Here is a 13,162-nt window from a genome sequence, read left to right on the forward strand (position 1 = left end):
CTCTCTGGCATACATTATACAAGGATGTCTCCGACCTCTGCGAAGAGCTCCGGATGGAGCGTCCCGCACCCGCGATCGGCGGGAGGCCGTCACATCCGGTGGTGCCGGTGACGGTGCATCGTCCGGTGACCGTGCCGCTTCATCATCGGCCGCGCAGCCGAGCGGGGTGCCATCGCCGGCCTTCCGCCCGGCGCACCCATCCGACGCTCCTGGCCGGCCAGCGGGCCGCCGGCTTGCGAGCCGGACGAGTTGTAGGGTGAACCGCCCTGCGCGAAGGCCGGAGCCGAGAGCAGAGCGAGTGTTGCGGCGAACAGGACGACCTTCTTCGTAGCCACGAGCGATTCCCTTCGAACAGTTGCGCCGCGAACGGCAGCACGCCCCCGCAGGAAAGAACCGAGGCGGGCGGGACTTTGATCCGGGCGGTGACGTCACGCCCGACAGTCCGCCCGGAATCCGTGGCGCGTTGACCGGCCCGGTCGCGTCGGACACCCGGTTGCTCACTCAGGTGATCCCGAAGCCGGCGAGCGCTGACCTTGCAAGCCAGGCCGTATGGCGGCAGTCTTAGCTTGACAGGACACGCGATGGATGTGGGCCGGTGCATCGCTCATCGGGCCGCTCGACATCGCTGGACGCGGGAAGTCTGAGATCGTGATGATGGACGGAAGCGCTCCGCTCGGGCCTCAGGCGCGGCGTCTCGACCGCCGGTCGTTCCTGACCGGCTCGGCCGCCGGGCTCGGCGCCCTGGGACTTGGCGGGCTGGGCCTCGGCGCGCTCGGCGGTTGCGCGACATCCGACGGCCTGATCCTCGCCGAGGCGGCGAAGATCTACGGGCCGATGCCGGACGAGAAATTCCCGATCCCGGCAGCCGATATCAGCAAGATCGACCCGAAATATTACCGCCGGACCGTTCGCTACGATTCGAAGGAAGCGCCCGGTACGATCGTCGTCGATCCGCGCAATTTCTATGTCTACCGCATCGAGGGCGACGGGGCCGCCACCCGGTACGGCGCCAATGTCGGGCGCGACGGGTTCTTGTGGAGCGGTGACGCTTATGTCGGCCGGAAGTCCGAATGGGCGACCTGGACGCCGCCCAAGGAGATGATCCGGCGTCAGCCCGAGGCTGCCAAATATGCCCGGGGCATGCCGGGTGGCCTCGACAACCCGCTCGGCGCCCGCACCCTGCATCTCTACCAGAACGGCGCCTATACGCTCTACACGATCTACGCCAGCAGCGACGCCGAATCGATCGGCACGGGCATCACGAGCGGCTGTGTCGGTCTGCTCAGCCAGGACATGATCCACCTCTACGCACGAACCCCGGTCAAGACGAAGGTGGTGGTGCTGCCCGCCTAGATGACCGGGTGGGCCGCGTTCCGGCCGCGCTGTGCTGCGGACAGTTCGACCGAGAGCCGTTGCCGGTCGCGTCGCGGCCGATCCCGCTCCAAGCTCCTGTCTCGACGCGCCTTCTTTCGCTGAACCGGCAGCCCCTTCGGCTCATGAGCGCTCTCGGAAGGGCAAGGGTGGACCGAGCCGAAGCATGAGGCTCGGCCCGTGCGGTCAGGTGTGGTGATACAGATCGTGGACCGGGTGAGGCTGATCCGAGATCCCCACGAGCCCGATGGTCGGATGCGCCGCTGCCTCGTCCGGGCCGTGTGACGCCGCGGGGCGTCCAGCGTCCTGACCATGGTCGGCGTGGAACACGAGGTTGCCGCTCGGGTCGATCGCCGCGCGGGGAGGGGCAGACGGATCCGGATTCGGCCCGGAATGACCGGACGGATCGTTCGGGGTCCCCCCTGTTGAGCCCGGCTGAAGCGCCACGGCTTCGACCGCAGCAGCGTTGCTCGATAAAGTCTGAGGCTGCGCGGCCGGGGCCTGATCGGTCGGACCGCCGCCCGGTCCGTGACCGGCGCGATCATCGGTCGGATGGCCGACAACGCCCTGTCCATGACCGTGATCGGCCGGTGCGTTGCCAGCCTGCGATGGAGATCCGGGCTGTGAAGCCGCAACCGGGCTCGGTCCGATGGACGGCGTGGATAGGCCACCGTCGACCGTGTCCTGGCCGGTCGCGGATGTCGTCGGGCCGGCCCCTCCGCCCGCCCCGTGATCGGCCGGAGCCTGGTCCGCAGGGGAGGGAACATGGCCCGTGGAGGCATGCCGAGCCCCCGAGACGGCAGGCGAGCCGGGTCCGGGATCGCCGTCGATTGGTGCCGCTCCGCTCCCATCCTGCGCGTGCGGGCCAGGGGCCGCGGCGTCCGGGCGCTGCCCATGCGATGCCTGCTCCCCGTGGGGATGCGGCGCCTGAGCGACCGCGGACGCGGCATGGGAATCCGCTGATGCAGGCGCGGCGACCTCGCTCGCTGACGCGCCGTGCGCCTTCACGGCCGGCGGCCCCCCATTCGGCAGGTCGGACGAGGGCGTGGCATCCGTGCCATGACCGGGGCCGTGATCCGGGGGGGCGCCGCGCCCGTGCCCCGGGGACGGCGGTCCCGTATCCGGGGAGGACCCGTTCGGCGGTGCGGCACCATGATCCGAGGCGTGGCCCCGGCCCGAGGGCTCCCCGGCTGCCGCGCCATCCCCGTCATTCGGCATCGCGGCGTTTGTGGCCTTGTCGGGGCCATGGCCGCCGATCGCCGCGTCGGACCGGACATCGGCGCTCCGCCCGGGCGTCGCCGGACCGGAGGCCGGGTCGATCCCATGGGCGCCATGCGCACCCGGCCCCCGATGATCGCTCTGCTCGGCCGGATCGGGGCCGTGCCCGTGAGTGTCGGAGCCTCCGGCCGGTGGGGTGTCAGCGCCCGCCGGAATGGCTTTGTCCGGGTTGGCGGATCCGTGATCCTTGCCGTTGCCGTGCGGGCCTGGTCCGCTTTCGTGTTGCGCGGCCGACCGAGTCTGCGAGCCGTTGCCCTGGCCTGCCGGCTCGGCCTGCGCGGTGTCCCCGGCTGCAGCTCCAGCCTTCGGCCCATGCCCGTTGCCGTTGCCTTGGCCGTGTTGCTCGACCTGCGCGCCGTCCCCGGCTGCGGCCTCGCTCTTCGATCCGTTGCCCTTACCCTGGCCGTTGTTGCCCTGACCTGCCGGCTCGGCCTGCGCGGTGTCCTCGGCTGCAGCTCCTGCCTTCGGCCCATGCCCGTTGCCGTTGCCTTGGCCGTGTTGCTCGACCTGCGCGCCGTCCCCGGCTGCGGCCTCGGCCTTCGATCCGTTGCCCTTGCCCTGGCCGCTGTCCCCCTGACTGTTACCATTGGCTTTGCCGGCCTGCTCGACCTGCGCGCCGTCGCCTGCCGTGGCCTCGGCCTTCGGGCCCTTGCCCTGGCCGTCGTTGCCTTGGCCATTCCCGTTGCCAGCCTGCTCGACCTGCACCCTGTCCTGAGCTGCAACCTGCGAGCCCTGGCCGTTGCTGCCCTGGCCATGGCCACGGCCGGCTTGCGCCGTGTCGCCGGTTGCGGCTCCGGCCTGCGAACCCTGCCCCTGCCCCTGGCCGTTCGCCTCAGGGACGGCCGGTGCAGACGGGGCCCGGTTCGCAACGGCTTGTCCGCCGGGATTGACCCAGGCCTGCGGCGCCGCGCCCGATCCGGTGTCGGACGGACCGGCATCGGCGGCCCGCGCCGGGGCACTCGTGTCCACCGTCTGCGCCGGTGCGGAGCTGCCGCGCGAAGCGCTGCCGGCCGCACTCGACGCGTCCGGTGTCCCGGTCGCGCTCTCGCTGCGCTCGGCGGGCGACATCTGCTGGCCGCCGGTTCTGATGGCGCCCGTCTCGGCAGGAGCCCCGATCGGTCCGACCACAATACCGAAGCTGGCCGCCGGTTGCCCGGTCTCCCCGGCCGGAGGAGTGGCCCTGTCCCCGGGAAGGTCCGGGCGGAGAGACGGAGACGTATCGATCCGATTCTCGGCCGAGACGGCGCCCTGGCTCGCGCCGCTGCCCTGCGCGGTCAGAACGGCCGGCTGACCTGCCGAGGCGGCGCCGAGCCCGGAGCCCGACGCTGTGCCCGATCCCGGTGTCGGATCGCCCTGCGCCGTCTGGCTCGGGGCGCCGCTCACCGCGTCCGAGAGCGCGAGGCCCAATTCCGCGCGCGCGTCGCGATGGTCGGCCGCCACGGCCTCCGCCGCGAAGATCATCGCGGAGAGAATGACCGCCTCGAGCTGCTTGCGGCTGCTCTCGGAATCACTCGACCCCGCGGCGGCCTTCGCCTTCGCGGGCTGCGGCTGGCCGTACGCCGCCTCGGCCCCAGCGGAGGCCGCGCGCGGGAGCATGCCCTCCGCTCCGGGATCGAACGCACCCGCATGCGCATCCTCGGCGGAGAGGCTCAAGGCTGCGGCCGCCACCAGAGCGGCCAGCAAGGCCGCGGGATGCACCACAAGCGTCGTGCCTGCCGCCGCCGCCGGGATCGGCAGCAGCTCCGGATGAAGCCGGGCGATCTGGTCGATCAAGGCGCGGAAATCCGGGCCGCGCACGGGGCGGTCCAGCACCTCGGAGGCGATCAGGTAGCTGCCGTCGATCCTGGCGAAATGCATGATCGCGTCGCCGTCCGGCCGGCAGAAGACGAACCACGGCTCGCCCTCGTCGCTGAGGCCGTGCTCGCTCGCGATGCCGATCCCGGCACGGATCAGGGCCGCCTCGACCCGGTAGAACTCGGCAAGCTCCTGCTGCGACCAGCTGCCCGGCCGCGCCGCGGCCGGACGCAGGAAGGGGATGACCGCGCTCATCGTCCGCTCCTCCGATCGGCGCTACCCGACGCGCGCTCGCGTGCCGATCTGAACTCCATCTCGGTGGAGAACGCTCTAGCGTTCATGGAAGGCGCGTCCCATCGCATCGAAGAAGGGGGCGAACATGTATTCGAGCGCCGTGCGCTCACCGGCCGAGACCACCACCTCGGCCGGAAGGCCCGCGACGAGGCGCTGCCGGACATCGGCCGGAAGCTGGTGCTCGTCGATCTCCACGGTGCCGGCGAAGTAGGGCTGCTTGGTGCCGTCATCGACGAGCCGGTCCCGCGACACCGTCGCGAGCGTCCCGAACAGCGCGGGCGTGCGGCGTGCCTGAAAGGTCGGGAACTTGATCTCCGCCCGCATCCCCGCATGGACGGTCTCAAGGTCGTTGGGCGAGAACTGCACGTTGATCACGAGGCGGTCGGTGGTCGGAACGATCTCCATCAGGGGCTCGCCCGACCGGATGACCTGCCCGATCGCGCTGACCTTGAGCCCCTGGATGACGCCCTCGTGGGAGGCGCGGATCTCGTGGCGCCGGAACACGTCCTGCGCGACGACGAGCTTCTCCCGCAGCTCGCCGATCCTCTGCCGCGTCTCGAGAAGCTGGGCCGTGACCGCCTCCTGCAGCTTCTGCTTCAACTGGGTGGTCTGCAGCCCGGCTTCGCTGATGGCGTTCTCGGCCTTGGCCCGCTCCGCCACCGAGCGCCCGATGACGCCTTCCAGGCGCGTGCGCTCCCGCTCCATGACGAGGAGGCGCGACAGCGGGATCAGGTTCTTGGCGTGCAGGCTGCGCAGGCCCTCGAGCTCCTGCCGGATGAACCCGACCTGCTGCTCGACCGACGACTTCTCGACGGCGAGGCCGGAGATCTCCGTCCTCAGCTGGGTGACCTTGGCCTCGATGAGGGCGAGCTGGCCCCGCAGCGTCGTCCGCCGCTCCGCCATCTGGCCGGCCTGATCGGCGATCATGCGGGCCAGCGCCGGCTCGTCGCGGCGCGCGGCGATCTCGGGCGGCAGGCGCAGGTCATCGCTCTGGTCCTGCTCCGCCCGCAGGCGCGCCTCCAGCACCAGGGCCGCGTCGAGCTGGTTCCGGAACAGGTCCGCGCTCGCCTGGGACTGGACGGGATCGATGCGCAGGAGGATGTCGCCGGCGCGGACGGTCTGCCCATCCTTCACGAGCACGGCCTGGACCATGCCGCCCTCGAAATGCTGGACGCTCTTGCGGCTGCTCTCCGCGACGATCACGCCGGGACTGATCACGGCGCGATCCAGGCGCGTGACGGCGGCCCAGGCACCCGCCACCCCGAAGAACGCGGCGATGAGGGCGTACCCGGCGACCGCGTAGCGTCGCCAGTCGATCATCGCGCTGTCCGCTCCGCCCCGCCCGGCCGGCGGCGCGAGAGGGGCCGGAACGGCCGCCAGGCTCTGGGCGGAGGGCGTCGTCATGGCTCAGCCCGCGCTGCGCTGGGCTTCGGCGACGCGCCGGACCTCGGGCGGCGCCGGTGCGCCGGCCGCGACCAGCGCCGGGACCGGACGGGGACCGGAGACCTGCGCGAGGATCTGGTCGGCCGGGCCCGCGCCGCGCAGGGTTCCGCCGTCCAGCATCAGCACCCAGTCGGCGCCCGCCAGCAGGCCGACCTTGTGCGTGACGATGACGACCGTCGTCCCGCGCTGCCGCAGGTCCGCCACCGCCCGCATCAGCGCGGCCTCGCCGGCTTGGTCGAGGCTGGCATTCGGCTCGTCGAGGACGATCAGGCTCGGCTCGCCATACATCGCGCGCGCCAGGGCGATGCGCTGCCGCTGGCCGCCGGAGAGGCCGTGGCCGCCGCTCCCGATCCGGGTGTTGTAGCCCTCCGGCAGGGCCTGGATCAGGTCGTGGCAGCCCGCCCGCTGCGCGACCGACACGATGGCGGCATCGTCCTGTGCGCCGAACCGCGCGATGTTCTGCGCCACCGTGCCGTCGAACAGCTCCACGTCCTGGGGCAGATAGCCGATATGCTGTCCGAGCGCCTGCGGATCCCAGTGCCGTAGGTCCGCGCCGTCGATGCGGACCGTGCCGGAGGCGACGGGCCAGACGCCGGTGATGGCCCGGACCAGGGTCGATTTCCCGGCCGCGCTCGGACCGATGATCCCCACGACGCTGCCGGGCTCCAGCCGGACGCTGACACCGTGCAGGATGGCCGCCGCCGAGCCCGGCGCCGTCACGACGAGGTTCTCCGTCTCGATGAGACCGCGCGGGCGCGGCAGCGTCAGCCGCTCCGGCTCCGGCCCGACGCGTGCCGCCATCTCGGCCAGCCGCGCATAGCTGCTCCGGGCCGCCGTGAGGCTCTTCCAGTGCCCGACGACCGCCTCGATCGGCGCCAGCGTCCGGCCCATGATGATCGAGGCCGCGATCATCGAGCCGGCGGAGATCTCGCGGTGGATGGCGAGATAGGCCCCGAGGCCCAGGACCATGGTCTGCAGCAGCATGCGGGCGAACTTCGTCGCTGCGGCGGTGAGGCCGGCGCGGTCGCTCGCGCGCGCCTGCAGCAGGATCGCCGCGTCGTGGCGTCGAAGCCAGCGGGTCCGTAGGGCACCGAGCATGCCCATGGCCCGCAGGACCTCGCCGGACCGGAAGGTCGTGCGTGCCCGCTCGCCGGCCTCGCGGGCGGCCTGGCCCGCGGCGTCGAGGGGGCGCCGGGTGGTGAGGTCGGTGAGGAGCGTCAGGCCGAGGAGCGTGCCGCCGCCGAGGAGCGCCATCCAGCCGAACCAGGGATGCAGGATGAAGCAGGCGACCAGGAACAGCGAGGCCCAGGGCAGATCGCAGAGCGCCAGGAGCGCGCCGCCCGTCAGGAACTCGCGCAGGACATCGACATCGCGCAGGCTCGCCTCGTGCCCCGCCTGAGGCCGGAGCAGGGTCGCCCGGTGGACGAGCGCGAAGGCGGGGCCGGCGACCGTCCGATCGAAGATCATCCCGCCCCGGACCAGCAGGCGCGACCGGAGCATCTCGAGCGCGGCGTAGACGGCGAGCGCGAGGGCCGCGATCGCGGTGATGCCGAACAGGGTCGCCTCGTTCCGGCTCAGGAGGACCCGGTCGTACACCTGAAGCATGTAGAGCGGCGCGGCGAACAGGAGCAGGTTCGTGAAGAAGGCGAAGACGAACACCGTCAGCAGAACGGGACGGATCGCCCGCAGGCCGTCCCGCAAGACAGAATCGGCCACACCACCGCTCATGGCGCCTCCCTGCGCGCCGGCGCGACGGCTCCGGATCGGCCGGCCCGATCCTTGCGCCGCGCGCACCGCGATCTCCTGCGCGCCCACGTCGATATCTTAGGGCAGTCTTATTGCATTCCAAGGTATGCCACGGGAACCGGGAAGGCCGGCGGACCGGGCGCGCCGCCGGCTGGACGCCGGCTCGAACCGCCCCATATAGAGATCACTGTACCATTCGGCGGCATGCCGCATCGCGCGCTGGCGGGAGACCGAACGCTTGTACGTCCACCAGCAACGTCTCGGCTCGGAGGAGGTGCAGGAGCTGCGCCGGGAAGGCGGCCGATTCCTGAAGGAGCTGCGCGAGAAGCGGGGTCTGTCGCAGCGCCAGCTCGCCGCCCAGGTCGGTGCGGACTACTACACGTTCATCTCGCAGCTGGAGACCGGGCGCGGCCGCGTGCCTCCGGACCGATACCGGATCTGGGCGGATGCGCTCGGCGTCGAGGCACGGGATTTCGTGAAGAGCCTGATGCGCTTCTATGACCCGCAGACCTTCGAGATCCTGTTCGGAGACTGAGCGCGGCCTGTCGTCCGGGCCGCAGCATCCGCCTGCACAGGAGGACGGCCGCCGGCGCCTATTCCGCGGCGAGGCCGAGCGTCGGCTCCTCGACCAGTTCCGCGCCGCAGGCCGCCATCAGCTCGCGCAGAAGAGAAAGAGCGGATTCGATCTCGGCGGGCGTCGACAGCCCCTCTCGCGCGTGGGTGCCGCCCCCGGCGAGGGTCACCGCGATGTTGAACAGCCCGTCGGGGCGTTCGATGATCCGGAAGGACGCGCGGCGAGACATGTGCACAGACGGGCAATGGCTGTCGGATGGGAGACGGCCCCTGTCATGCGCGGTCCATTCCTGAAGTTCAAGCTATGTCTTTCACTGTATCCGCGGGCGCCGACCGGGATTTGCAGCGGATTGAGCGCGCGATTTGCCCGCGACCGTCTGGCCTGCAGCGAGCCTGATCGAGCGAGGTCTGAGCGGAGATCTGCAGGACCTCGGCCTCGCGCTAGACCGACCCTGCGGCGACCGGTTCACGCCGACACCAGGGCCGACGGTGTCTGCAGGCGCTCGAACAGATAGGCACGGGCGCGGCTCACCCGGCTCTTCACCGTGCCGGTCTGACAGCCCATGACCTCTGCGGCGGCCTCGTAGGTCAACCCTTGCGCGCCCACGAGGAGCAGGGCTTCGCGCTGCAGCGCCGGAAGCCGGGCCATGTGGGAGAGCACCACCTGAAGGTCCGAGCCGTGCTCCTGCGCGGCCGGGGCGATCAGCTGACCGGCGATCGTGCCATCGACATCCTCGACCTCGCGCCTCTGCTTGCGGCACTCGCTGTAGAACTGGTTGCGCAGGATCGTGAACAGCCACGCCTTCAGGTTCGTTCCGGGCACGAAACGGTTCTGGTTAGCCCAGGCCTTCAGCAGCGCCTCCTGCACGAGATCGTCCGCCCGGGCCGAATTTCCGGTCAGCGATTGCGCGAAGGCCTGCAAGGCCGGGAGCGCCGCGGTCAGCCCATCGCGGAAGGCCGCGTTGCACGCGTCGGCCCGGGACGCGAGGGCGCCCTCGAGAACCTGGATCAGATCGAGCAGGTGCTGCGGCGGATCGCAGGCGACGAGCCCGCCATAGGCCGCCTGCAAGTGCCTCCCGAGATGCGTCCGCACAGTCAGAGGCAGGGTGGCGGATCCTGCCGCCGTCCCCCGATCCAGGCGAACCGGGCCAATTCCGCGTGCTGTCAGCATGTCGATCAACCCACACCCCTTCGCTGGATGAGCGGCTGAGGAGCGCCCGGATGGGCCCGTCCCGCCGTACAGTGAATATCTAACTCACGGTCCCTGAGGATCGATCCCACGCGCGGTTGCGTTTGGGCACCGCCCTTGGAAGACCAGCGCGGGGAGGTGATGGCGCGCCCGGTGACTTACAGCATCGTCGATTGCCCGGATGGACGGTTCGCGGTGGTCGCCGTCGCGGCGTCGGGTGCCGCGTATCGGCGCGGCGGATTGCTCACGCTCGCGGAAGCCGAAGCGTGCGTCGAAGACTTGCGCGTTGTGCTGGCTCGCTGCGGGGCCGTGCTCGCGCGCCGCGACGACGGATCTGATCTCCCCCGGAATGACGGACCCGATCCGCAACGGTGACCGGCCGCCGCCGGGGCGATGCTGACAATCGGAGGATCGGCTCCGTTCGGAGACCGCTGCGCCGCGTGCAACGATTTGCCGGTGTCGCGGCTTTTATCCCGGTTTCTCTGAACGGCTCTGGAGCCCCCATGCTGATCCGCCTTGTGACGTCCGTTACCCTTCTCGCGGGCGCCGCGACCGCCGCCCTCGCGGCGCCGATGTCCGCCGACGACAAGGCGCTCCTTCAGCAGCAATGCATGGGGGACTTCACGACCTTCTGCGGGGACATGCCGCCCGAGGACGGTCCCGAGACGCAGGCCTGCTTCGAGAAGAACATGTCGAAGCTCTCGCCGGGATGCCAGGGCGCCATCCGGAGCTACAAGCAGGGCAAGAAGGGCTGAACGTCCCCGGGATGTCCGCACCGGCGGCGGCGCGGACATCCCCGAGCCGCGAGGGAGAATCCGGAGAAGCGCGGCAACGCCTGTCGCGCAAGCGTCGGCCTCCCCGCCGCGGCACGGCTCAGGCGGGTCGGCACGCCAGGTCGACGCCGACGGCCTCGTCGACCGCGCGGGCGAGGGTGGCCTGATCGAAGGGCTTGCTCAGGCGCGGCAGGGTCTGGTGCGCCTCCGACGCCTCGCCGTAGCCCGATGCCAGGATGACCGGCACGTCGAAGCGTTCGGCGGCGATGGTCTGGGCCAATTGGGCACCGGTCATGCCCGGCATGGCCTGGTCGGTAATGACGAGATCCAACCCGCGTGTCCGCCGCAGGAGGTCCAGCGCCTCGTGGCCGGAACGGGCCTCGACCACGCGATGGCCCAGATCCTCCAGCATCGCCACCGTATTCTCGAGCACCAGCCCATCGTCGTCTGCCACCAGCACCGTGAGGGCTCGGGCCGATCCGCGCTGGCGGATGGCAGGCCCCGGAGCCTCCGCGTGCCGTGCCGACGCCTCGGCCATCGGGAGCCACATCTCCGCCGTGGTGCCCTCGCCCAGGCGACTTCTGAGCAGAAGGCGCCCGTGTGATTGCGCGGCCAAGCCCTGCACCATCGACAGGCCGAGCCCCGTGCCCTTGCCCACGCCCTTCGTGGTGAAGAACGGCTCCTGCGCGCGGGCCAGGGTCTGCGCATCCATGCCGGTCCCGGTATCCGTCACGGAGAGGCAGACGTAGCGGCCGTCCGGCAGGCTCGCCGCGTCTCCCGCGCCCGCTTCACGGCCCGCGATCGTGATCGTGCCGCCCTCCGGCATGGCATCGCGCGCATTCACGGTGAGGTTGAGCAGCGCCAGCTCGCACTGATGCGCATCGACCATCACGCGTGGCAGGCCGAGCGGAAAGCGGGTCTCGATGCGCACCCGTGGGCCGATCGAGCGCTGGAGCAGGTCGGTCATGCCGCGGACCAGATCGGGCAGATCGACGACCTCGGGCTTGAGTTCCTGCCGGCGGGCGAAGGCCAGCATCCGCTGCGTCAGGGCGGCGCCGCGTTGCGCACCCTGAACGGCGTTGTCGAGGAGGCGCCGAAGCCTGGGGTCGTCCGGCAGCCGCTTGCCCATCAATTCGAGGCTGCCCAGAACGGCCATGAGCAGGTTGTTGAAGTCGTGGGCGACGCCGCCGGTGAGCTGGCCGATGGCCTCCATCTTCTGGGCTTGAGCGAGGGCCTCGCGGGCCTGATCGAGAGCCTCTTGTGCCTGCTTGCGCTCGGTGATGTCGCGGGTGATTTTGGCGTAGCCGACAAGCTGCCCCTGCTCGCTGCGGATCGCGTGGATGACCACGTTGGCCCAGAAGCGGCTGCCGTCCTTGCGCACCCGCCAGCCCTCGGCCTCGAAGCGGCCTTCCCGCGCCGCCGTCTCGAGCGCGGTCGCGGGCACTCCGGCCTCCAGATCCTCCTGCGCGTAGAAGCGCGACAGATGGCTGCCGATGATCTCGTGGGCCGTGTAGCCCTTGATGCGCTCGGCGCCGGTGTTCCAGTTGGCGATCCGGCCATCGGGGTCGAGCATGAAGATGGCGTAGTCGCTCACGCTCTGGAGCAGCAGGCGGAAGCGCTCCTCGCTCGCGCGCAAAGCCGCGGCCTCGCGCTCGGAGGCCTGCGAGAGATGCCGGTCGAACATGGCGGCGGCAAGGGCCAGCACGAGGATCAGGAAGGTCGTGCCCGTCACCCACAGTGCGAGATGCATCTGGCTGACGCTGGCGCTGCCATGGGCGTGATCGACGGGAGCCTCGGAGCTGAAGACGGCGCCCTGCATCGCGGCATAGTGCATGCCCGACACGGCAAGCCCCATGATCAGGGCGGCGAGGAGACGCTGCCTGACGCCGGTCTGATTGAAGGCGAGCCAGAGTGCCGCGACGGCTGCGCCGATGGCGACGAGGATCGAGACCGCGACCCAGAGATGGTCGTAGCGCAGGTCGGCCGGCATGCGCATCGCGGCCATGCCGGTGTAATGCATGCCGGCAATGCCGAGGCCCATGACGAGACCGCTCAGGCACAGGGCGGCCGGCCCTGCGCCGGGTCGATTGACCACGAAGAAGCCGAGCCCCGTGACCGCAATCGGCAGAGCCAGCGAGAGAAGGGTGAGGCGCAGGTCGTAGCCGACCTCCAGGCCCGGCAGGCTGAAGGCCAGCATGGCGACGAAGTGCATCGACCAGACGCCCCCACCCATCGCGATGGCGGCGGTGATCAGCCACGCACGGCTGGACCAGCCGCTGGCGGCACGCATGCGGGTGGCCAGATCGAGGGCGGTGTAGGAGGCTGCGGCCGCGATCAGGACGGAGAGCGCGACGAGAACGGCGTCATGGGTTCCGGCGTGCGGCATCCTAGCGAAACACCTCAGGATCTCGTTCCATCCCCGCAGCGGCACGCTCGCGGCGGGCTGGGTAGCAGATTTTGCACTCAGAAGTAGAAATTATTGGAGAACATACAACCATTGGGCGTCATCCGTTCCGAGGCCATCCGGGCCCGCCCGAGGAGCATGCGGATGGCCGGGTGATCGACCCGGGCCATCGCCCGGACCAGCCTGGCAGAGAGGCCAGGCTGCCGTGGCCGTGGTCCTGAGGGTCAGGAGCGAGCCTGTGCGAACAGGTATCCGTCCGGCCGCTCGACGCCGCCACCGCTGCGCCGAAGGCCGAAC

At 70.7% G+C, this 13,162-nt stretch carries 11 protein-coding genes; 4 read left to right on the forward strand and 7 right to left on the reverse strand.

The window, feature by feature from the left end:
* Positions 1-89: 89 nt before the first annotated feature.
* Positions 90-335 carry a hypothetical protein gene (locus MET9862_RS02100; RefSeq protein WP_142581454.1) on the reverse strand — a complete coding sequence of 82 codons (246 nt, stop codon included), beginning with the start codon at positions 333-335 and terminating at the stop codon, positions 90-92.
* A 316-nt stretch (positions 336-651) separates the two neighbouring features.
* On the opposite strand from MET9862_RS02100, the gene MET9862_RS02105 reads away from it, so the two are divergent.
* Positions 652-1,353: a L,D-transpeptidase gene (locus MET9862_RS02105; protein WP_449289145.1), complete on the forward strand. Its 702-nt coding sequence runs from the start codon at positions 652-654 to the stop codon at positions 1,351-1,353.
* A gap of 204 nt (positions 1,354-1,557) precedes the next feature.
* Here MET9862_RS02105 and MET9862_RS02110 read toward each other — a convergent pair whose 3' ends face one another.
* From MET9862_RS02110 to MET9862_RS02120, 3 genes are all read right to left on the reverse strand, one after another.
* Entirely contained in the window at positions 1,558-4,698 is a 3,141-nt protein-coding gene (locus MET9862_RS02110) for a hypothetical protein (protein WP_142581455.1), read from the reverse strand.
* A gap of 75 nt (positions 4,699-4,773) precedes the next feature.
* The gene (locus MET9862_RS02115; protein ID WP_142581456.1) at positions 4,774-6,141 is read right to left on the reverse strand and encodes an HlyD family type I secretion periplasmic adaptor subunit; all 1,368 of its coding nucleotides are present in this window, start codon (positions 6,139-6,141) and stop codon (positions 4,774-4,776) included.
* A 3-nt stretch (positions 6,142-6,144) separates the two neighbouring features.
* On the reverse strand, positions 6,145-7,908 hold the full coding sequence (locus MET9862_RS02120) for a type I secretion system permease/ATPase (RefSeq protein ID WP_142581457.1): 1,764 nt from the start codon (positions 7,906-7,908) through the stop codon (positions 6,145-6,147).
* Between the two features lie 256 nt (positions 7,909-8,164).
* On the opposite strand from MET9862_RS02120, the gene MET9862_RS02125 reads away from it, so the two are divergent.
* Positions 8,165-8,461, forward strand: a complete 297-nt coding sequence (locus MET9862_RS02125) for a helix-turn-helix domain-containing protein (protein WP_142581458.1) — start codon at positions 8,165-8,167, stop codon at positions 8,459-8,461.
* A gap of 58 nt (positions 8,462-8,519) precedes the next feature.
* On the opposite strand, the gene MET9862_RS02130 is transcribed toward MET9862_RS02125, so the two are convergent.
* Positions 8,520-8,729: a hypothetical protein gene (locus MET9862_RS02130; protein WP_142581459.1), complete on the reverse strand. Its 210-nt coding sequence runs from the start codon at positions 8,727-8,729 to the stop codon at positions 8,520-8,522.
* Positions 8,730-8,965: 236 nt separating this feature from the next.
* Positions 8,966-9,670, reverse strand: a complete 705-nt coding sequence (locus tag MET9862_RS02135) for a sigma-70 family RNA polymerase sigma factor (protein ID WP_142581460.1) — start codon at positions 9,668-9,670, stop codon at positions 8,966-8,968.
* Positions 9,671-9,829: 159 nt separating this feature from the next.
* Here MET9862_RS02135 and MET9862_RS02140 point away from each other — a divergent pair, with 159 nt between their 5' ends.
* Together MET9862_RS02140 and MET9862_RS02145 are read left to right on the forward strand one after the other, a co-directional pair.
* Positions 9,830-10,063, forward strand: coding sequence for a hypothetical protein (locus MET9862_RS02140; RefSeq protein WP_142581461.1), 234 nt, complete (start codon positions 9,830-9,832; stop codon positions 10,061-10,063).
* Positions 10,064-10,191: 128 nt separating this feature from the next.
* On the forward strand, positions 10,192-10,443 hold the full coding sequence (locus MET9862_RS02145; protein WP_142581462.1) for a hypothetical protein: 252 nt from the start codon (positions 10,192-10,194) through the stop codon (positions 10,441-10,443).
* A gap of 118 nt (positions 10,444-10,561) precedes the next feature.
* Here MET9862_RS02145 and MET9862_RS02150 read toward each other — a convergent pair whose 3' ends face one another.
* On the reverse strand, positions 10,562-12,847 hold the full coding sequence (locus MET9862_RS02150; protein ID WP_142581463.1) for an MHYT domain-containing protein: 2,286 nt from the start codon (positions 12,845-12,847) through the stop codon (positions 10,562-10,564).
* Positions 12,848-13,162: the final 315 nt, after the last annotated feature.

The organism is Methylobacterium symbioticum (assembly GCF_902141845.1).
In the GTDB taxonomy this organism is placed as follows: domain Bacteria; phylum Pseudomonadota; class Alphaproteobacteria; order Rhizobiales; family Beijerinckiaceae; genus Methylobacterium; species Methylobacterium symbioticum.

Coding starts and splice junctions, on each gene's coding strand:
- MET9862_RS02135 (WP_142581460.1), bottom strand. CDS start 9,670: ATGCTGACAGCACGCGGAATTGGCCCGGTTCGCCTGGATCGGGGGACG.
- MET9862_RS02140 (WP_142581461.1), top strand. CDS start 9,830: ATGGCGCGCCCGGTGACTTACAGCATCGTCGATTGCCCGGATGGACGG.
- MET9862_RS02105 (WP_449289145.1), top strand. CDS start 652: ATGATGGACGGAAGCGCTCCGCTCGGGCCTCAGGCGCGGCGTCTCGAC.
- MET9862_RS02110 (WP_142581455.1), bottom strand. CDS start 4,698: ATGAGCGCGGTCATCCCCTTCCTGCGTCCGGCCGCGGCGCGGCCGGGC.
- MET9862_RS02150 (WP_142581463.1), bottom strand. CDS start 12,847: ATGCCGCACGCCGGAACCCATGACGCCGTTCTCGTCGCGCTCTCCGTC.
- MET9862_RS02120 (WP_142581457.1), bottom strand. CDS start 7,908: ATGAGCGGTGGTGTGGCCGATTCTGTCTTGCGGGACGGCCTGCGGGCG.
- MET9862_RS02115 (WP_142581456.1), bottom strand. CDS start 6,141: ATGACGACGCCCTCCGCCCAGAGCCTGGCGGCCGTTCCGGCCCCTCTC.
- MET9862_RS02130 (WP_142581459.1), bottom strand. CDS start 8,729: ATGTCTCGCCGCGCGTCCTTCCGGATCATCGAACGCCCCGACGGGCTG.
- MET9862_RS02145 (WP_142581462.1), top strand. CDS start 10,192: ATGCTGATCCGCCTTGTGACGTCCGTTACCCTTCTCGCGGGCGCCGCG.